Annotated in this window: 15 protein-coding genes; 2 read left to right on the forward strand and 13 right to left on the reverse strand. The window is 36.5% G+C overall.

Translation table 11 applies throughout. From position 1 onward, the window contains the following. Positions 1 to 533: 533 nt before the first annotated feature. Positions 534 to 1,988: a glutamate synthase subunit beta gene (locus tag FBFL15_RS09965; RefSeq protein ID WP_014084477.1), complete on the reverse strand. Its 1,455-nt coding sequence runs from the start codon at positions 1,986 to 1,988 to the stop codon at positions 534 to 536. Positions 1,989 to 2,044: 56 nt separating this feature from the next. Further along, complete coding sequence (gltB, locus tag FBFL15_RS09970; RefSeq protein ID WP_014084478.1) at positions 2,045 to 6,550, reverse strand: glutamate synthase large subunit; 4,506 nt, start codon at positions 6,548 to 6,550, stop codon at positions 2,045 to 2,047. A 472-nt stretch (positions 6,551 to 7,022) separates the two neighbouring features. On the opposite strand from gltB, the gene sucC reads away from it, so the two are divergent. Further along, positions 7,023 to 8,216, forward strand: coding sequence for an ADP-forming succinate--CoA ligase subunit beta (sucC, locus tag FBFL15_RS09975; RefSeq protein ID WP_014084479.1), 1,194 nt, complete (start codon positions 7,023 to 7,025; stop codon positions 8,214 to 8,216). 310 nt (positions 8,217 to 8,526) lie between these two features. On the opposite strand, the gene FBFL15_RS09980 is transcribed toward sucC, so the two are convergent. The 11 genes from FBFL15_RS09980 to FBFL15_RS10035 form a co-directional block, all read right to left on the reverse strand. Then, the gene (locus tag FBFL15_RS09980; RefSeq protein ID WP_014084480.1) at positions 8,527 to 9,072 is read right to left on the reverse strand and encodes a YceI family protein; all 546 of its coding nucleotides are present in this window, start codon (positions 9,070 to 9,072) and stop codon (positions 8,527 to 8,529) included. A 265-nt stretch (positions 9,073 to 9,337) separates the two neighbouring features. Beyond that, positions 9,338 to 9,676, reverse strand: coding sequence for a hypothetical protein (locus FBFL15_RS09985; protein ID WP_014084481.1), 339 nt, complete (start codon positions 9,674 to 9,676; stop codon positions 9,338 to 9,340). Between the two features lie 191 nt (positions 9,677 to 9,867). Then, positions 9,868 to 10,734 (reverse strand): DUF5777 family beta-barrel protein, encoded by an 867-nt coding sequence (locus FBFL15_RS09995; protein WP_014084482.1) that lies wholly within the window; start codon positions 10,732 to 10,734, stop codon positions 9,868 to 9,870. Between the two features lie 108 nt (positions 10,735 to 10,842). After that, the gene (locus FBFL15_RS10000; RefSeq protein ID WP_014084483.1) at positions 10,843 to 11,226 is read right to left on the reverse strand and encodes an OB-fold protein; all 384 of its coding nucleotides are present in this window, start codon (positions 11,224 to 11,226) and stop codon (positions 10,843 to 10,845) included. A gap of 67 nt (positions 11,227 to 11,293) precedes the next feature. Next, on the reverse strand, positions 11,294 to 12,040 hold the full coding sequence (locus FBFL15_RS10005) for a T9SS type A sorting domain-containing protein (protein WP_014084484.1): 747 nt from the start codon (positions 12,038 to 12,040) through the stop codon (positions 11,294 to 11,296). 3 nt (positions 12,041 to 12,043) lie between these two features. Then, positions 12,044 to 12,580 (reverse strand): ankyrin repeat domain-containing protein, encoded by a 537-nt coding sequence (locus FBFL15_RS10010; RefSeq protein ID WP_014084485.1) that lies wholly within the window; start codon positions 12,578 to 12,580, stop codon positions 12,044 to 12,046. Positions 12,581 to 13,102: 522 nt separating this feature from the next. Beyond that, positions 13,103 to 13,777: an ABC transporter ATP-binding protein gene (locus tag FBFL15_RS10015; RefSeq protein WP_014084486.1), complete on the reverse strand. Its 675-nt coding sequence runs from the start codon at positions 13,775 to 13,777 to the stop codon at positions 13,103 to 13,105. Between the two features lie 4 nt (positions 13,778 to 13,781). Then, positions 13,782 to 15,005, reverse strand: a complete 1,224-nt coding sequence (locus tag FBFL15_RS10020) for an ABC transporter permease (protein ID WP_014084487.1) — start codon at positions 15,003 to 15,005, stop codon at positions 13,782 to 13,784. Between the two features lie 2 nt (positions 15,006 to 15,007). Next, on the reverse strand, positions 15,008 to 16,096 hold the full coding sequence (locus tag FBFL15_RS10025) for an efflux RND transporter periplasmic adaptor subunit (protein WP_014084488.1): 1,089 nt from the start codon (positions 16,094 to 16,096) through the stop codon (positions 15,008 to 15,010). Between the two features lie 362 nt (positions 16,097 to 16,458). After that, positions 16,459 to 17,802, reverse strand: a complete 1,344-nt coding sequence (locus tag FBFL15_RS10030) for a TolC family protein (RefSeq protein ID WP_014084489.1) — start codon at positions 17,800 to 17,802, stop codon at positions 16,459 to 16,461. 20 nt (positions 17,803 to 17,822) lie between these two features. Then, complete coding sequence (locus FBFL15_RS10035) at positions 17,823 to 18,404, reverse strand: TetR/AcrR family transcriptional regulator (protein WP_014084490.1); 582 nt, start codon at positions 18,402 to 18,404, stop codon at positions 17,823 to 17,825. A 578-nt stretch (positions 18,405 to 18,982) separates the two neighbouring features. Between FBFL15_RS10035 and FBFL15_RS10040 the strand changes: the two genes are divergently transcribed. Then, the gene (locus tag FBFL15_RS10040; protein WP_014084491.1) at positions 18,983 to 20,584 is read left to right on the forward strand and encodes a T9SS type A sorting domain-containing protein; all 1,602 of its coding nucleotides are present in this window, start codon (positions 18,983 to 18,985) and stop codon (positions 20,582 to 20,584) included. Positions 20,585 to 20,587: the final 3 nt, after the last annotated feature.

The following is a 20,587-nucleotide window of genomic DNA, read 5'->3' on the forward strand; positions in this document are numbered from 1 at the left end:
AGTAGGAAAACGAAAAATAAGAAGTTTTAAAAAATCTTTGGTGAGTAGAGACTGATTATTGGGGGTTGCCCGCATGAAGGATAGAGCAAGGCACCATGTGCTCGTGATAGCCCGACGGCAAAAAAAGGAAGCCCCGCCTGAACGGTTGGCTTGGTGGGGGCTTTCTTTTTTTTGCCGGCATGCCCTAATGGTTTTGGTGTTGGTTTTTTATACCAAATATACATATAAAATAGTCCAATCTACTTGTTCTTTTTTGCTAAAATTATCCAAAAAAAATAGTTCCGTAGCCCAGCTATGCAACGATTTTTTTTGAAAATTTTCTCTAAAAAATAACTACGCATCTTTGGACTATTTTATAAATATATTTGGTATTATTTTTTGTTTGGCTTTTGGTGGCAACGCATGATGAAGTAGCATGTGTGCAAAATTTGTGCTGTGCTATTGATACTCCATGTTTTTTTGAAGTTCCTTATTTGAACTAAAAAACCCGTTTGTTTACAACGGGTTTTTTTTATATTAGTCATTATTTTGTATTATAATGTTGGCAAATCGCCTTTGCCTTTTGTTGGCAAATTGGTAGAGCCCATCAAATATAAATCTACTTCACGAGCGGCTTCTCTTCCTTCGGAAATAGCCCATACGATGAGTGATTGCCCACGACGCATGTCGCCTGCGGTAAAAATATTGGGTATGTTGGTTTTGTAATTGTTTGCTTGATAATTATTTCGAGCATCGATTTCGATTCCCAATTGGCTGCTCAAAGTTTTTTCTGGTCCGGTAAAACCAAGGGCTAAAAGGGCTAAATCGCATGGCCAAATTTTTTCGGAACCTTCTTTTTCTATCAATTCTGGGCGTTGTCCTGGTAGGATTTTCCAAGAAACCTCAACGGTTTTTAGTCCAACTAATTCTCCTTTGTCGTTTGTTAAAAATTCTTTGGTGTTGATCAACCAATTTCGGTTGCAACCTTCGTCATGGGATGACGACGTTTTGAGTTGCAATGGCCAATAAGGCCAAGGGGTAGAGGCGCTTCTGCCAACGGGTGGTTTTGGCATGATTTCAAAATTTGTAACCGATTTGGCTCCTTGTCTGTTTGATGTTCCTACACAATCAGAGCCTGTGTCGCCGCCGCCAATCACGATAACATCTTTGCCTGTGGCAACAATTTGATCGGGAATTACTTCGCCATAAAGGGCTTTTGTTTGTTGTGTTAAAAAAGTCATGGCTTGTACCACGCCTTTGCTGTCTGCTCCTTTGGTTGGCAATCCACGTCTGTCTGTGGCACCTCCACATAGTACAACGGCATCAAAAGCTTTTAGTTCTTCTGTACTATAATTGACTCCTACATGGACATTGGTTTTAAAAACAATGCCTTCTGCTTCTAATATGGCCACTCGTCTGTCTATAATCCCTTTTTCAAGTTTAAAGTTTGGAATACCATATCGTAACAAGCCACCAATAGCATTGTCTCTTTCAAAAACTGTAACGGTGTGTCCGGCTCTGTTGAGTTGTTGTGCGGCTGCTAATCCTGCTGGTCCAGAACCTACAATGGCCACTGTTTTTCCTGTTCTTATAGCTGGAATTTGAGGTTTTATCCAACCTTCGGCAAATCCTCTTTCTACGATGTTTTTTTCTATGTTTTCAATCGAAATTGGGTCTTTTATGATGCCTAATACACATGATTTTTCGCAAGGAGCTGGGCATAATCTTCCTGTAAATTCTGGAAAATTATTGGTAGATTGCAAAATGTTTAATGCCCCTTGCCATTCTTCTTCATGCACCATATCGTTAAAATCGGGAATTAAATTTCCCAATGGGCAAGAACTGTGGCAAAAAGGTATGCCACAATCCATACATCTCGAACCTTGTTGTTTGATATGGTTTGGTGCTAATGGTATTGTAAATTCATTATAATTGTTTACACGCTCAGCAACTGCCAAATTGCTTTCGTCTATTCTGTCAAATTCTTTAAATCCGCCTATCTTTCCCATGATATTTTATGCTTTACTATTCGTTATTGTATTTTTAATTTAAAAGTCAAAAATGATTATCCCACTAATTCTTTTTCTTTAGCTAATCGCTCTAATGCCTTTTTGTAATCTACGGGCATTACTTTGATAAAATGCTTTTGTTGGTTGTCCCAATCTTCCAAAAGTTTTTTTGCCAAAGGACTGTTGGTATATAACGAATGATTTTTTATTAATTTTCTTATTAAAGTTACATCAGATGCTTCTAATGGTTCTAGTGCCACCATTTCTTTGTTGCACAAACCGTTTTCAAATTGTTTTTTGTCGTCAAAAACATAAGCTACGCCACCGCTCATTCCAGCTGCAAAATTGCGACCTGTTTTTCCTAAAACAACTACAACTCCGCCTGTCATGTACTCGCAACCGTGGTCGCCAATACCTTCGACAACCGCAGTTGCCCCCGAATTTCTAACGGCAAAACGCTCTCCTGCCATACCATTGATGTAAGCTTCGCCCGTAATAGCACCATATAGAGCCACGTTTCCGATGATGATGTTTTCCTCTGGTTTAAAAGTAGCTGTTGGTGGTACTTTGATAATTAATTTACCTCCAGACAATCCTTTTCCTAAATAATCATTACAATTACCATGAATTTTAAACGACAATCCTTTTGTTGCAAATGCTCCAAAACTTTGTCCTGCCGAACCTGTAAAATCTACCAATATGGTATCGTCTGGCAATCCTTGAGCCCCATATATTTTTGAGATTTCGTTACTCAAAATGGCCCCAACAGATCGGTCTGTATTTTTGATATTAAAAGTAACTCTTGTTTTTTCTTTTCTATAAATAGATGGAATAGCCGCTCTGATGATATCAAAATCCAATACATTTTCTAGGGCATGGTCTTGGGTTGTGGTATTGCAATTTGGAACTTCTTTGGCTTTTTCTGGTTTGTATAAAATAGTGGACAAATCCAAACCATTGGCTTTATAATGATCAATGGCTTTATTAACATTTAATTTTTGGGACTGCCCTACCATTTCTTTCAATGTTCTGAAACCCAACTGGGCCATAATTTGTCTTAACTCTTCTGCAATGAAATACATAAAATTGATGACATGTTCTGGAGTTCCTTTGAAGTTTTTTCTCAATTCAGGATCTTGTGTAGCAATACCCACAGGGCAAGTGTTCAGGTGGCAAGCTCTCATCATGATACAACCTGATGCAACAAGCGGTGCAGTGGCAAACCCAAATTCTTCTGCTCCTAATAAAGCTGCAATGGCAACGTCACGACCCGTTTTTAATTGTCCGTCGCACTCTAAAACAACCCGACTTCTTAAATCGTTCAAAATCAACGTTTGTTGTGCCTCGGCCAATCCTAGTTCCCACGGAATACCGGTATGTTGCAAGGAAGTCAAAGGAGCAGCACCCGTACCGCCATCGTATCCAGAAATTAAAATCACATCTGCTTTGGCTTTGGCAACTCCAGCAGCTATCGTTCCTACACCCACTTCCGAAACCAATTTTACATTGATTCTGGCTTCTCTATTGGCATTTTTTAAATCATAAATCAATTGCGATAAATCTTCAATCGAATAAATATCGTGGTGTGGCGGTGGCGAAATCAATCCTACATAAGGTGTAGAATTTCTGGTTTGTGCAATCCAAGGTACAACTTTATCGCCTGGCAACTGCCCGCCTTCTCCTGGCTTGGCTCCTTGTGCCATTTTGATTTGAATTTCTCTTGCATTGGACAAATAATTGATAGAAACTCCAAATCGTCCTGAAGCTACTTGTTTGATGGCACTGTTTTTAGAATCGCCATTCAATTCTTTTTGAAAACGTTTTGGGTCTTCTCCACCTTCTCCCGAATTGGATTTTCCACCAATTCTGTTCATGGCAATGGCTAAATTTTCGTGTGCCTCTTGGCTAATAGAACCATAAGACATGGCTCCAGTTTTGAAACGTTTTACAATTTCTGTCCAAGGTTCTACTTGGTCAATGTCAATAGGATCTAAATTATTAAATTCAAACAATCCTCTAATGGTCATTAAATTTTCAGATTGTTCATTGACTGTTTTAGCATATTCTTTGTAGGCTTCTGGACTATTCAATCTTACGGCTTGTTGCAATTTTGCAATAGTCGTAGGGTTAAACATGTGTCTTTCGCCATTTCTTCTCCAGCGGTATATTCCTCCTATTTCAAGGGGTAATAAGTTAGCAATTTTTGAATTCGGAAAAGCTTTTTGATACCTTTTTTTAACTTCTTTTTCAAGTTCTATCAATCCAATTCCTTCAATACGAGATGGTGTATATGGAAAATATTTTGAAGTAAATGTTTTATTTAATCCTAAAATTTCAAAAATTTGAGCAGCTCTATAAGAATGTAAGGTAGAAATACCTATTTTGTTCATAATTTTCAGAATTCCTTTTGCTATGGCTTTATTAAAATTCTTAACTGCATAATCTGCTTTTACGCCTGTTATCAATCCTTTTTGTACTTGATCGTGTATGATTTCATTAACCATATATGGATTGATTGCAGAAGCTCCATAACCGAATAATAAAGCAAAATGGTGGGGTTCACGAGGTTCTGCAGACTCGATGATGATTCCAAATTTAGATCGTACCCGTAACTTGTTTAAGGAATGATGGATATAAGAACAGGCCAATAACATTGGAATTGGGGCTAAGGCATCTGTTGCACCTCTGTCTGATAGAATAATAATATTAGCCCCATTTTCAACCGCTTTGAAAGTAGCTTGAACACATTTTTCTAAGGCTCTTTCAAGTCCATTGACTCCTTTTTCTATTTTATATAATGTAGTAATGGTTTCCGATTTAAAATCGGCATGTTCAATGGTGCGTATTTTATCCAAATCTTCATTTGAAATAACAGGATTTTGAATTTTTAGTTTTTTACATTGTTTGGCTTCAATGTCAAAAATATTAAAATCGCCTCCAATAGCAAGGCTAATGTCTGTAATGATTTCCTCACGAATACCATCCAATGGCGGATTGGTAACTTGTGCAAATAATTGTTTGAAATAATTATACAACAATTGAGGTTTGTCCGACAACACTGCAAGTGGAGTGTCGTTACCCATAGAACTGATGGCTTCTTGACCCGTTTCTCCCATTGGATTGATAATGGTTTTCAAATCCTCGTTGGTGTAGCCAAACAAACGTTGTCTGGTTTCAAAGTCTAAATTTTCGGTTGGTAACTGGTATTCTTTATAAGGTATGTTTGATAATTGCAACAAATTATCGCTAACCCATTGTTTGTAAGGTCTTTTTGTAACAATATCGTGTTTTACTTCGTCGTCTTCTACAATTCTGCCTTTGTTCATATCCACCAAAAACATTTTTCCAGGTTCCAAACGACCGTGCAACACCACATCTTCTGGCTTAATATCTAAAACACCAATTTCTGATGACATGACTACAAATCCATCTTTGGTAAGTGTATATCGAGAAGGACGCAATCCATTTCTATCCAACAAAGCACCAATAACATTTCCATCTGTAAATGGTATAGAAGCGGGCCCATCCCAAGGTTCCATTATACAAGAATTGTATTCATAAAATGCTTTTTTCTCTTCAGACATGGTTTGGTGTTTTTCCCAAGCTTCTGGAACAACCATCATCATGGCTTCTGGCAGCGTTCTGCCTGTCATCAATAACAATTCAACCACCATATCCATCGAAGCAGAATCGGATTTACCTTCAAGAATTATGGGGAATAATTTTTTAATATCATCACCAAAAACGGCACTCTTCATCAATTCTTCTCTCGATCTCATGCGGCTAATATTGCCTCTCAACGTATTGATTTCGCCATTATGACACATGTATCTAAAGGGTTGAGCCAAGTCCCAAGAAGGGAAGGTATTGGTAGAAAAACGTTGGTGTACCAATGCCAGTCGGGTTACCAAATCCGAATCGGCCAAATCTACATAATACCTGCTGATGTCTTCTGGCATGAGCAAACCTTTATATATAATGGTAGTGGTAGAAAGGCTCGAAAAATAAAAACGGTGGCTTTCTGAAATTTTAGATTTAATAATTTGATGCTCGGCAATTTTTCGGGCAGCAAATAATTTGGCATTAAATTGTTGTTCGGTTAATTCTTGGTTATTTTTACCAATAAATACTTGTTTTACCGTGGGTTCTTTTTCGGCAGCAATAGCCCCAAGGTTTGAAGCATCAACAGGAACCGTTCTCCAACCTAAAATTTGAAGGTTTTGATTTTTGATTTCTGTTTCAAAAGTATCCATACAAAAAGTCATTTGATTTTTGCTTTTTGGCATAAAAACCATACCTACACCGTATTCTTTAGGTTCAGGAAGGTCAAAAGTACATACTTTTCTGAAAAAAGCGTGAGGAATATCAAACAAAATACCAGCACCATCGCCCGTCCTTCCGTCCGAACTTACAGCACCACGATGTTCTAATTTTATAAGAATATCTAATGCTTTATGAATAATATCATTTGATTTTATGCCATTCAAATTGCAAATAAACCCTGCTCCACAGTTGTCGTGTTCAAATTCTGGTAAGTATAACCCTTGTTCCTTAACTCTCATTTTTTTAAATTTTTATTTTAATTTTTAATAATCAAATAAGATTTATATGATACAAATCACAGCTCTATTTTCGATAATAAATTTTTACTAAAGTAGCTATTTTAACATTATGTTAAAAAAAAAAATTGAAATTCCATTCATTTTTGTTTATATATCAATTTAATTTCGAGAAAATATTAAAAACATAAAATAGATGGAATTCAATTAACAAATTGATAATTTTAATTCTAAAAAATTCTCTGAAAAAGGCTCAAAACGATAAATTATTCTCAAATAAAATAAAAATTTCAAACGATATAGTGCCAAAAAATGATTTTTTACATCAAAAAACATAATTTTAGTTAAAGAAAATCGAGATTTTGAATTAAATTCAAAGTTTTTGTAAATTTTATAATTTTTATTCGCAAAAACATTTCTTTTTTAACATAAAATAGTTAATTTTGTTGCTTTAAAACAAGTCATAAAAAAAAATATGGACATACACGAATATCAAGGTAAAGAAATTTTGGCCAGCTATGGCGTAAAAGTTCAGCGAGGTTATGTGGCAAACAACCCACAAGAAGCCGTAGCCGCTGCAAAACAATTAACAGCCGAAACAGGAACAGGCTGGCATGTTATCAAAGCTCAAGTACACGCAGGTGGTCGTGGAAAAGGTGGCGGTGTTAAACTTGCAAAAAATTTAGAACAAGTGGAGCAATTAGCAGAACAAATTATTGGAATGCAATTGATTACACCTCAAACCTCTGCCGAGGGTAAAAAAGTACACAAAGTACTTGTGGCTGAAGATGTTTATTATCCAGGCGAAAGCGAAACTTCTGAATTTTATATGTCAGTTTTATTAAATAGAGGTAAAGGCCGCAACATGATTATGTACTCTACCGAAGGTGGAATGGATATAGAAGAAGTGGCAGAACATACTCCTCATTTAATATTTACTGAAGAAATCGACCCAACTGTTGGTTTACAAGCTTTTCAAGCCAGAAGAATTGCATTTAATTTAGGTTTATCTGGAACTGCATTTAAAGAAATGGTGCAATTTGTAGGTGCTTTATACAATGCTTATATAGGTTCTGATGCTTCGATGTTTGAAATTAATCCTGTTTTGAAAACATCTGACAACAAGATTATTGCTGTTGATGCTAAAGTGAATTTGGACGACAATGCCCTTTACAGACACCCTGCTCTTGCCGAAATGAGAGACGTTCGTGAAGAAAACCCTATCGAAGTTGAAGCTAAAGCCGCTGGATTGAACTATGTAGATCTTGACGGAACTGTAGGTTGTATGGTAAACGGTGCTGGATTGGCAATGGCTACCATGGATTTGATAAAATATGCTGGTTTTGAGCCTGCTAACTTTTTGGACGTTGGAGGAACTGCAGATGCCAAACGTGTAGAACTAGCCTTTAGAATTATCCTAAAAGATCCAAACGTAAAAGCTATTTTAATCAATATTTTTGGTGGAATTGTACGTTGCGACCGTGTAGCTCAAGGGGTAGTTGATGCTTACAAAAACATGGGAGATGCTATTAAAGTGCCTATTATTGTTCGTTTGCAAGGTACCAATGCTGAAATTGCTAAAGAATTAATTGACAATTCTGGTATGCCTATATTATCGGCTGTTCAATTTCAAGAAGCGGCAGACCAAGTTCAAAAAGCTTTGTCTTAACGAAAATAAAACCTTATCATTTGGTTTCAAATAATCAAATGATTTTCTAAAAAAAATAGATTAAACCTATTACAATGGTTTAATCTATTTTTTTTTCTCACTTTAAAATCGTTTTAAAATCAAAAAATCCCGAATGTACATTCAGGATTTTTCTTTTTATTAATCTTAAAATTACGGTTCCGACGAAAAAAGAGTCTCTTCAAAGGGTCAAACACTTATTGCTTTTTTTGCGAGTTTTCTTTTTTCGCCGGAACCTTATTATGAGCGACAAAGTTATAAATAATTAACTTATAAAAAAAGTATTTAATACTTATTTTTTTTGTTCTAAATTAAAATTCAAGCTAATCTTAACATTTTCAGCTATTTTGCCTCTTACTATACTAGGAATTTCTATTTTATAATCTTGTGGTTTTACCGTCAAATTACCCATTAATTGGGTTCTATCACCTGAATTGGTTACTGTTAATTTGGTTTTAACATGCTTGGTAACACCATGAATGGTCAAATCACCTTCTACTTCATACAGTTTATTGGAAGTTGATTTAGCGCCAGCATAGTTGTTGATTTTTCCTTTGAAAGTAGCTTTTGGAAATTGAGAAGACTCCATATAATTTTCATTAAAATGCTCTTCCATCAATGGAACTTTAAATTTGAATGATTTTATCAAAACCAACACGGCAATTTCACCATTGGACTCGTCCAAAATGCAAGAGGCACTGTTGTTTTTTGCGGCAATCTCTTCAAAAGCGGGCATCGATGCTTCAAACTTGATTTCGCCATTTCGGGTCATCATTTTTTGTGCCAATACCGAATGACCGATACAAAGACAACAAATAATTTGTACTATAGTTTTCATAAATTTGGTTTTTATTTTGTTAATCAAGGCATTTTTGTTTAAATAATTTTCAAACCGTTTGGTCCATTAAGCTTTAGCTCATTTGGTATAATTATTAGATATTATATCAAATATACATATAAAATAGCCCAATCAACTTGTTCTTTTTTGCTAAAATGAGTCAAAAAAAATAGTTCCGTAGCCCAGCTATGCAACGATTTTTTTTGAAAATTTTTTCTAAAAAATAACTACGCATCTTTGGAATATTTTATAAATATATTTGGTATTAGTTGGCAAAACCTTGTGTTTTCCATAATTTTATCATATCAATACTGGCTTGAGGCAAAGGATCGCCTGGAGGCATCACACTGCCACATGATGCCTCAATTCTACATATCAAATTGCCCGAATTGGTAGCTGTTTTCACGGCACTATAACTGTCTAAGGCTGGCAATTGTGCTCCTGTGGCATGGCATCCTACACATTTTGCATTGATAATTGACGCTACGTTTGTTGTATAAGTTGGTGTAGCCACTGCAACCGAAATGTCTTGATAAGTATTAGATTCACAAGAGGTTAGCAAAGCTAAAAAGAAGCAAAATACAAGCTTTTTTATTATTTTCATATAGGTAAAATTTATTGGTTATTAATTATACATGTCATCGCCTTTTATTTTTGGTGTTTGTTTAAACAATCCCATTGTGGATGACGATTTCATAGTTATAAAATTTTTCATTTTTTATCAAAAAAAAAGATGGTATTACATTGCAACTAAGCAAAACCATTTATTTAGCAAAGTCAAATATACAATTGCAATTAAAAAACCCTGTACATATTGAAACCAAAAAAGATGCCTTTGCCAGCTGTAATTCCTGTGGCATTGGTTAAAAATGAAACATCGTTCATGGCTTGGCTGTTGGACAAAACCATTTGAAATACATGTCCTCCAGTTTCAATATCTAAACCAATTGAAAGTGGATTGTGGTAGATGGAAGTATAACCTTCGGGCAAATTGAGTCTTGCGGCATACTCGGCATTCAGGCTCAATCTTTTGGTGAGTTTGTATCGGGCACCTGTGGCCAAAAGGAATTGATTTTTTTGGTCGGTTATGCCGTCATACAGGTTTTTATGAATAAAAATTGGAGCCAATTGTAAGGAAAATTCATTGGTGAATTTTTTAGAAACCAATAATTGTGTGGTATAGGCCAATCGGTTGGTAGCTTTTAGACCTGGATACAAATCGGTGTTGAGTGCCGAGTTGATGTCTAAAGTATGATATGCAACTATTGAAACAGGAAAGCCATTATCTTGTTGGTTTGCTAACTTATATTTGGCTGCTATTTCATACGTTTTGTTGAGGGTGTGTCTGGAAAGTCCAACAGAAAAACCATCTGTAACACCATATATGCCTCCTATTTTGGTAAAAGCGTTATCCAATCCAAAAAAATTATTGATTCCGTTTGACAAATCCCCAAATCGATGCGATATTAAAATATAAATTTCGCCTTTGGCTGGCAATTTGGTAGATTGCATGTTTACAATTTGCAGGGCTTTAAAAGCCGATGTGGTAGTGTTTTTTTCGGTCTTTTTAGTATCCAATTCATTCAACAAATCGTCTTGAGCCATGGCTCCCCACGAACTCAAAATTAAGACACTTAAAACTATTTTCTTCAAATTAATCATATTACATTCTTTTAATTTATTATTTTTTCATACGTAAAGGCAAAAATAAAAAGGATATTACTATTTCCAAACATATCTATTTTAAGTATTATTTATAAATAAAAACTGTTATTGATGGACAAGCTCACACTGGTCCAAATGGACTTCTTCTAACAATTCGTCATAGCCTACTATTCTGCCTTTTATAGTTACTTTTTGGTTTGTACTGATGCCCAAAATTTCACTGTTAAAAGTAGCATTTACACCTTGCTCTAATTGAATAGTTTGGTTTGTAAAAGCCACTACCATTCCTGTAACAGCAACCGGTTTTTCTAAATATTTTGTATTGGCTTGTGTTGTATTTTTTGAAAATTCTTCTTTCAATGTTGCAGCACTTACCTCATAAAGGGCTTTTTCAGACGCTACGTTTCTAGCCCCGCCAAACATCATATAATAATAGCCCAATGCAGCCAAAATAACTAATGCTACTAATGCAAAAATAAATTTTTTCATAAAACAATAAACTTTAAAGTTAAAAAAAAAACTCCAATTTGAATTGGAGCTTTATAAGGGTTTGGAATTATTCTTTAATGATTTTTTTCCAAACTTTGCTTTCTTTGCTTTCCAATTCTAACATGTATATACCTGAACTTAAATCAGATAAATTAATGGCTTTTTGAGCATTTTGATCTTCAATTGAAATGGTTTTGATAAAAGTTCCAATTTGTGAATACACATTAATTTTTGATAAACTTATTGGTGTTTCGATATTGAAAATACCCGTTGAAGGATTTGGAAAAATAGCAGCGGCAGTTAATTTTGAAAAATCGTCGTTGCCCAATGTTGTAGTTATGGTTGCAGATCCTTTGTTTGAACTAGCGTGTTGAGCAATAGAAGTACTGCTGCCTTTTGCATATATTACAGAAATGTTTGCTGCTGCATTTGTAAACGTGTAATTTCCTGATGCAGACAAAGCTCTTGTGGCTACTACCGTTCTTGTAGAACCTGAAACAGTATCTGAAGTTACAGTCCAGTTTTGTGTGGCATCGGCTGTTGGTGCGCTATAACCACTAAGGCTGTAATCTCTACTCGAAGAGGCATTCCAAATAAATAAATCTGACACTGAAGACATACTTGTTCCGCCAAATCCTATGGCCAAATAAGAGGTGCTTGGTCCCGTTAGGGTTAGGGTAACAGTGGTAGCATTGGTATCAATTTTGGCAGTCATCCCGGTACTCCCTAAAGAGGTGGCGCTAGAGGAATAGCTTTGAGCCATTGTGCTCCCCATACCCAATAATAATGTTAAAGCAAGTAAAGTTTTTTTCATAATCTATAGTTTTAAAAGTTTTAATATTTGTTCATTTCCTAACGTTGTGGCATATTCAAATGCGGTTTTATTTTCAGAATTTACTAGCGACTTGTCTGCTTTATAATCTAATAAAATTGAAACCATTTGACTATTATTATTTTGTACGGCATACATCAAGGGCGTCATCCCTTTGGTATCTGTCAAATTTGGGTTGGCTTTATTCTTTAATAAAACCTCAACCAAGTGTACATCATTTCTAAATACAGCTGCCGTTAAGGCAGTACCATATTCTGAAACATAATTGACATTGGCCTTATGTGCTATCAAAAATTGAGCCACAGCGGTATTGCCTTTATAACAAGCCAATATCAGAACACTCATTTGTTGTTCATTGAGGGCATCTACGCAACTTGGATTTTGCCGATAACAATCGGACATTTCTAAAACGGTGCCTTTTCTTGCAATATCAAAAATGTTTTTGGTTTGAGAAAAAACATTTATTGAAATTAAAACAACAAAAATAAACAATGATTTTTTACATGCCATATTATTAGTCATTTTATTTTCTACAAATATACAATTAAAAATAATTGCAACATGTTAGATAGCTAACATTCTGTTATTTTAACTTTTTTTTACGTTTATTGGTATTATTATTCGATATAATGCTTATTAATAGACCATTAGTTCGTTCAGCATCTTGTATTATTGATTCAATTTAAATTATTTTTTAAGAAAAAACTTGTATTTTTGAATACTAATTTGTTTGTTAGCCCGATTAAATGGCAATATTTTTTTTTATTTTGAAACAAGCAATACTTTGTAGGGCAAAATAGTGTGTTCATGTATTCGACAGGTTATACCAAAATATACATATAAATATATTTGGTATTATTTGTTGCAGTATTTGCGTTAGGGATAGCAGTGGAAATCCTTTTTTGCCCCACTATTTGAGGCAAAAAAGATTATTTCACAATATGATATTTCTTTTGGAGTTCAATGAACGTTTTTTGTAACGAAAAACCCGGCCTTTGTGGGAACGCCCAAAAATAGCATGTTTTGTTGTATATTATTGGCCCATTATAAGATACTGCCGTCTTTCATTTCGATAATTCTATCGCTTTTTTGTGCAAAATCGTCGTCATGGGTTACCGCAATTATTGTTTGTCCATAATTTTGTGTGAGTTCTTGGAAAATATCAAACACAATATCGGTGTTTTTACTATCTAAATTGCCTGTTGGCTCGTCGCCCATGATAATTAACGGGTCGTTTATCAGGGCTCTGGCAATGGCAACCCGCTGTTGTTGGCCGCCCGAAAGTTTGCTTGCAGGTTTTAGGGCTTGATCTTGTAAGCCCAGTATTTTGAGTTTGTCATAAGCCCTGGCTTCTATTTCTTGTTCGGACAATTTTCCTAGTTTTAAGGCAGGAATCATTACATTTTTTAAACACGAAAATTCGGGCAACAAATAATGAAATTGAAAAACAAAGCCTATTTTTTCATTTCGCAAGGCGGCCAAGCTGTCTTTTGTCATGCCTGTAGTGAGCTGGTTATCTATATACAAATGGCCTTTGTAGTCGGTGTCCATGGTAGATAAAATATACAACAAGGTTGATTTGCCACTCCCCGATTTGCCTATCATCGACAAAAATTCGCCTTGTTTTACCTCAAAATGAATGTTTTTTAGCACTTGAAATTCGGCTGGCTCATAAAAATATTTATCAATATTTTCTGTTTTTAATATCGTTTTTATCATTTTATTACTTTCTTAAAATTGAAACAGGATCCACGTTGGCCGCTTTTTTGGCTGGAATATATCCCGCAAAAAAAGTGATAACTAGGCCAATAACAATGCCTTGTACAAACTTGAGGGCTTCATAGTCTATAGGGAAATACCCTATATCGCCACCTACGTACACTTTTTTCAAAAAAGTTATCAGTATTATTGCAGCTATAATACCGCCAATAACCCCCATAATTCCAATGGAAACGGCTTGTGTTACAAATATTTGAATCACATCTTTGCCCGTAAAACCCATGGCTTTGAGGATGGCTATATCGTTTATTTTTTGCGACACCGTCATGTTCAAAATGTTATAAATGCCAAATCCTGCCACCAATAAAATAGTGAGCGACACAAACGTAATGATGATTTTTCGCATTTTGTTGGCTGCCATTAAGGTTTCGTTGGCTTGTTTCCAGCCTTCGGCTTTGTAGCCCGTAATTTGGGTCAATTTTTGGGCCGTTTGTTCGGCTTGTTCGGCATTGGTAGTATTGACATTGATTTCGGTAATATAAGAACTGCTTGCTTTGAGCAATTGTTGGGCAGCGGCCAGGTTGATATAGGATTTTGTTTTGTCCAAGCCTGCATTATTTGTTTTAAAAATACCTACAATTTTAAATGTTCTGTTTATGTTTTTAGACGAAGTCAAATTCAAGTTATCGCCTATCCGCAAATTCATCTTTTGCGATATGCCACTCCCAATAACAATGCCATTCGAATGGGTTTTTAGCATGTCAAACTGTCCTTCTACCATAAACGTGTTGATGTTGAACATCGCATTGGCCTCCTCTGGAATGACCCCAACAGCCTGACCCGAAATTTGACTTTTGCCGTTGTTATAAAACACACTGCTCCCCACTTGTGGAGTGGCAATCAACACTTCTTTTTGTCGTAAAATAGTAGCCAACACCCACTTGGGGTTGATTATAATATTGTTGTTGGGCACAATTTTTGGGTTAATTATCACATAATGTTGGCTAGTGTCTGGACTCAAAACCTTACAAATTTCGTCGTCTTTATAAAGTCTAATATGGGCATTGTTTCTAAAAATAGAGGTATTACTACTTGTATCAAACCCCACCAACAAACAATTCATAAAAATATATACACTCATACCCAACAAAACCCCTAAAACCGCTACGGCAGTTAGTTTTTTATTAGAAAAAATGTATGTTTTGGCTATAGTATTATTGATTGTCATGTTTATGGTTTTAAGGGGATCAATACATCATCTGGGCCTATGCCCTCCAAAACTTCCACATAATCAGATGACACGATGCCTGTTTTGATAATAACATTTTGGTCTCGACCTTTTACAGACACTTTGTTGCCAAATCCTACATATTCGCGAGGTATTAGCAAGGCTCTCTTTTTTTCGCCTACCAGCACATTGGCCTCCAATTGAGTACCAAACAAGGTGGAAGGCAGCACCTCATCAAACAAAACTTTGCATATAAACGACTGGCTTTTTTCGTCGTAAGCCGCCAATATTTCGGCTATTTTACCTTTATAAACCTTTGATTTGTTTGTATTCAATTGCACAAAAACAAGTTGACCAAGCTGCATTTTGCCAATGTTGTTTTCGTCCACATGCAGCACACCTTCTATTTTTTTATCATTAGCAATCACCGCTACCACATCGCCTTTTCGTACAAAATCGCCCGTTGTTTTCAGTTTCTTCACTACCCTACCCGACTCGCTTACCACCAATTGATTGTACTGTTCATAAACTTTGTTGTTGTCAAACTGTCCACGAGCCGAAAGCTGCTGCTGTTTGGCTTGCTGCAACAGTTGTTTTTTTTGTTCCCGCAACGCATTCCAGTTCGACAACGCATTTTGAGCCATCAATTGGGCATTTTCATACTCCACTTTGGCCACACTTTGGCTCCCATACAACCGCTCATACCGTTCGGCTTGCTGTTGGTCTTGCTTGTACTTTTGTGCCGCATAGCCTATTTGCTGCTCCAATTGTTGCAGTTGGGGCGCTTGTGCAGTTGTATTTTCATTTGCTATAACCAATTGTCCCGCAGCTACTTGCGAGTTAATTTTGTTGTTCTCATTGTCTATACTCCCCAATAGGGTGCCTTTGGCAACCACTGTACCCACATCAAAACTTGCCGCTCTCAAAACACCATCTGTTTGAGCCGTCAAATTATAAGCATCGTCCCACTCCAACTCCCCAGAGGCAAATACCAACTCTTTTATATCCTGTACCACTGGTTTTACATCAGTCGATTTGCCACACGAAACCAACAAAAATACCAGCAAAATCCCATTTATTGTTCTAAACATCTTACTATCATTTTAAAAATTATCTTATTCTATTTTTGGGCATGCCACAAGGGCCGGGCTGTTCGCTATATCTTTTGCTTTTTTAAAGAAAAAAAGCAAAAGGATGCCGCTTCCATCCCTCATGCAATCCCGTTTTCAATGTATATTTTGTGCCAGCAAGCATCATATCATACCAAATATAGTTATAAAATTGTCCAAAGATGCGTAGTTATTTTTTAGAAAAAAATTAAAAAAATCGTTGCATAGCTGGGCTACGGAACTATTTTCTTTGACTCATTTTAGCAAAAAAGAACCAATAGATTGGGTTATTTTATATGTATATTGGGTATCAACTTGCCCTCAAGCCGCTTCTTTGTACTACATCATTTGGTTTCTTTGGCCAAAAATTGGTTGTTTATCCTAATCCGCCACCAGCAATACCCAACGTTGGACAAACCCGCAACCCACTGCAACTGACTGTTCAACATATCGGTTTGCGAAAGCAACAACTTGTCCAACGGCAAAATATTTTCCTTAAATTGATTGAAATTTTTCTCATAACTATCTTTTTTCAATTCAAATATTTGCTTCAAAAAAACCACTTGCCCTTTGGCTTTTTCAAATTCCAATTGCATTTGTTTGTTTTTATGGTCTTGCTCTTTTTGTACATGTTGTGCCTGATTTTCAAGCTGTTCCAGCTGTACACTTTTGCTTTTTAGGTTTGCTATTTTTTGTACGGTAGTCGGAAAATCATAACTCAACTTGAGCCCCACATAATGATAACTTACCCCATTGGACGAGGCAGCAAAAAAACCATCATTACTCAAATTTTGCCAATTGAACGACGATACAAACGACAATACAGGCACGTTTTGCAACATCAAAACCCTCTTGTCCTGCTGGGCCATTTGTTTTTGTAACTCGGCATTGTCTATCCACAAGGGGTTGTTTGCCACTTGCAATGGAGCTGTTTTTTCAAACTCCCACACCGTTTCTATCACCTCCGACTGCACCCGATTTTCAAAATACAAATCCAATATTTGATGTTGTATTTTCATATTCCACTCCAGTTGTTGCATCTTGTCTTGCAGCCCCAATAAGTTTGACAAAGCTTCGTTTAAATCTTGTTTGCGGGCCAGTCCTTCCTTAAATTTGTTTTGCATAATCAAGGCTACATTTTGAGCCAATTGTATATTTTCTTTCAAAATTTGCTGTTGCCCTTGCATCGAAATCAGGTTAAAATAAGTCATATTGATTTGATCATACAGCTTTTGCTCGTTCATTTGGTTTTGATTGTCAACCAAATCTTGATTGATAGAAGCACTTTTTATCTGTGCCCAACTCGACAAATTCAAAATATCAAATTGAGGCTGCACACTCAACGTACTTGCATACTGTTGCCCCATCGTAATGGCCTTAAAAGTACCTTCTGGCATCCCAAAGGCTTGTCCTGGCAAAAAACTCACCTGCTGCTTGATGTGATCCAAAACTTGAACCGAGGCAGGGACCCTCGGATTCAACACATTGCCAATGGCCGTTTGCTTGGTAAGTTTGGCCAATTGGCTTTGCAAAGCCGCTTGTTCAAAACTACTGTTTTGGGTTTTTGCAAAACTCAAAACGGCATCCAAATTGGCAAATGTTTTCACCTCTTGCCCTATTGACTTTGCAATGGATAACAGCCAAAAACAAGAAACCCATGTTGAATGAAAAATTGTTTTTTTTGTCATAAATTTATTATTTTTAAATGTTATTTTTTATACAAAACCAGCAAGTTTTGCATCGTTTCCATACCTTTTTGTTCTATATCAAAACTAAAATTAGACAATTTCCATTGCAACATTTGCAATCGAAAAGTTCCCATTGTAACATGCACAAAAAAAGGCAAATCTAAATCGGATCTAAAAATGTGGTCTTGCTGCCCTGCAGCAATTATTTGTTTAAAAATACTTGCATTCGTTTGCATCAAACTCATGATTTCTTGCTTAATACTTTCGGAATTGTCCAAAATACCATCAGACAAAACAATGACAATAAAATGGGGATTGTCCTTAAAAAAAGTAAATTGGCTTGCAAAAAGGGCCAATAACTTTTGCTCAGGATCCAAATGTTGTTGTACAATGTTGGAAAATCTTTCCTTGATGTTGTGCGACAAATACCGAATCAGCAACGAAATAATAGCTTCTTTGTCTTTAAAATGTCGGTACAAAGCACTTTCAGAAAAATTCATTTCAAGAGCTAAACTTTTGGTTGTAAGCCCTTTAACTCCTTTTTGCATCAAAATTTTCCCCGAAGCTTCAATAATTTCAATTTGTCGAGCCGTTAGGTTCATAACCTTTCAATTATAGTTAGTGAATATTCACTCTGCAAAGTTAGAAAAAAAAATATAATAAACAAGAAGTTTTTTTGGAAGTTTGAAGTTAGAGGTTAGAAGTTAGAGGTTAGAAGTTAGAAGTATGAAGTATGAAGTTTGAAGTATGAAGTTTGAAGTATGAAGTTTGAAGTTGGTAAATATATCTGAAACTCGTTTCTTGTTTCTTGTTTCTTGTTTCTTGTTTCTTGTTTCTTGTTTCTTGAAACCCGTATCCCAAAAACTGTAAACATAAAAGAAGCCAATCAAAAAAAAAACTACCCGTATAACCACAAAAAAACATGCTAAGACAAAGATTTTCAACCTTAAAAAAATACATTTCGTCTATTTGGCTTTATTTTACATCCCTGATTTATGGTATTTTTTACATTTATTTTGGCTCGAATACTTTTTTATATTATATTTGAAAGGAATTTTAAGTAAGAAAGTGGAAATTTGAGGTTTGAATTATCAATTAACCATTGTCAAACAACAAACAACAAACAACAAACAACAATCAACAATCAACAATTATCAATTAATACTAAATTTTAAACAACATGACACAAAAATGGTTGTGGCTGCTGGGACTTGGATGGTCTTTTGGTAGCCTGAATGCTCAAGACATTCAGTGGGAACGGTCTTATGGTGGGGTGCATGCCGATTATTTGATGGATGCACTGCCTACGCCTGATTATGGCTTTATTTTGGCGGGGAGTTCTTTGTCCGAAAAATCGGGAAACAAATCCGAAAAAAACAATGGCGATTTAGACTTTTGGGTCTGGAAAATGAAAGAAAATGGCGATTTAGATTGGCAAAAAAACTTTGGCGGATCGGCGCAAGATTTTTTACAAAGCGTGGCCCTTACTAAAGATGGCGGCTTTGTACTTGCAGGAACTAGTGCCTCATTTATTGTTAATCTAAACAAAAAACCTTTGCCCAGTGCCGATTTTGACAAGAAAGAACCTGCTCGTGGCAACGACGATTTTTGGATCATCAAACTCAATGCTGCTGGGCAGGAAGAATGGCAAAAAACGATTGGCGGCACCGGACAAGAAAAATTGTTGAGCATCAAGCCAACTCCAGACGGCGGCTACATCATTGGCGGCTCCTCGGCATCTGAACCCAAAGACGATACCAACACCCTCAACGACAAAACCAGCGAAGCTTTTGGCAACATGGATTATTGGCTAGTAAAAATAGACCGAAATGGACAATTGATGTGGCAAAAAACCTTTGGCGGACAGTTTTTTGACGAACTCAGAAGCCTTGTTGTTACTGCAGACGGAGGCTTCCTTTTGGGCGGCTACTCTAACTCGCCCACAAGCGGCAACAAGCTAGAGGACAACAACGGCATTGGCGATTTTTGGATCATCAAAACAGACGCTAACGGCAACATGATTTGGCAAAAAACCTTGGGCAACAAAGGCGACGACCAGCTTTATGTAGTGCACCAATGCCAAGACGGCAACTTTTTGGCGGGGGGCAGCACAACCCTTGCCGAAAATGGGGCTGACTTTTGGGTTATCAAACTCGATACCAGCGGACAAATGATATGGCAACAAACATATAACACCGACACTACCGACATACTGACCTCGATGGTAGAAAACAAAGACCAAAGCCTATTGCTTGGTGGCTATAGCCCCACAACCCCAGTAAACAATCAAAAAACCGATGGTGGCGACTACATCATGATAAAAACCAACGCCATGGGCGAACCGCTGTGGCAACGAACCGTGGGCAGCAAAGGCGACGACTTGCTAAAAAAAGCCATCGAAACCAGAGATGGCGGCTATTTGATGGCTGGCACCTCCAACGCAAAACCCTCGGGAGACAAATCGCAAACTATGGGAAGCAACGATTTTTGGGTAGTCAAACTCAAAGACAACAACAAAACACAAACCCAACGTAACAGCCTAGAGGCCTACCCAAACCCCACTACGGCTTTTACAAACATTATTGTGGGCTACCCTTACCAAGCAGGCACTGCAAGCCTATACGACCTTTCGGGCAAACAACTTCAAAGCTTTGCCATTACCAGCAACACCATACCGCTCAACTTGGCACAGTATCCAAACGGAATCTACATCATCAATATAGATACCGACAAACAACACGACACTGTCAAAATTATTAAAGGAACTAACCTAAAAAATTAATTT

The sequence above is a fragment of the Flavobacterium branchiophilum FL-15 genome (assembly GCF_000253275.1).
Classification (GTDB): Bacteria; Bacteroidota; Bacteroidia; order Flavobacteriales; family Flavobacteriaceae; genus Flavobacterium; species Flavobacterium branchiophilum.

Coding starts and splice junctions, on each gene's coding strand:
- FBFL15_RS09965 (WP_014084477.1), bottom strand. CDS start 1,988: ATGGGAAAGATAGGCGGATTTAAAGAATTTGACAGAATAGACGAAAGC.
- gltB (WP_014084478.1), bottom strand. CDS start 6,550: ATGAGAGTTAAGGAACAAGGGTTATACTTACCAGAATTTGAACACGAC.
- sucC (WP_014084479.1), top strand. CDS start 7,023: ATGGACATACACGAATATCAAGGTAAAGAAATTTTGGCCAGCTATGGC.
- FBFL15_RS09980 (WP_014084480.1), bottom strand. CDS start 9,072: ATGAAAACTATAGTACAAATTATTTGTTGTCTTTGTATCGGTCATTCG.
- FBFL15_RS09985 (WP_014084481.1), bottom strand. CDS start 9,676: ATGAAAATAATAAAAAAGCTTGTATTTTGCTTCTTTTTAGCTTTGCTA.
- FBFL15_RS09995 (WP_014084482.1), bottom strand. CDS start 10,734: ATGATTAATTTGAAGAAAATAGTTTTAAGTGTCTTAATTTTGAGTTCG.
- FBFL15_RS10000 (WP_014084483.1), bottom strand. CDS start 11,226: ATGAAAAAATTTATTTTTGCATTAGTAGCATTAGTTATTTTGGCTGCA.
- FBFL15_RS10005 (WP_014084484.1), bottom strand. CDS start 12,040: ATGAAAAAAACTTTACTTGCTTTAACATTATTATTGGGTATGGGGAGC.
- FBFL15_RS10010 (WP_014084485.1), bottom strand. CDS start 12,580: ATGACTAATAATATGGCATGTAAAAAATCATTGTTTATTTTTGTTGTT.
- FBFL15_RS10015 (WP_014084486.1), bottom strand. CDS start 13,777: ATGATAAAAACGATATTAAAAACAGAAAATATTGATAAATATTTTTAT.
- FBFL15_RS10020 (WP_014084487.1), bottom strand. CDS start 15,005: ATGACAATCAATAATACTATAGCCAAAACATACATTTTTTCTAATAAA.
- FBFL15_RS10025 (WP_014084488.1), bottom strand. CDS start 16,096: ATGTTTAGAACAATAAATGGGATTTTGCTGGTATTTTTGTTGGTTTCG.
- FBFL15_RS10030 (WP_014084489.1), bottom strand. CDS start 17,802: ATGACAAAAAAAACAATTTTTCATTCAACATGGGTTTCTTGTTTTTGG.
- FBFL15_RS10035 (WP_014084490.1), bottom strand. CDS start 18,404: ATGAACCTAACGGCTCGACAAATTGAAATTATTGAAGCTTCGGGGAAA.
- FBFL15_RS10040 (WP_014084491.1), top strand. CDS start 18,983: ATGACACAAAAATGGTTGTGGCTGCTGGGACTTGGATGGTCTTTTGGT.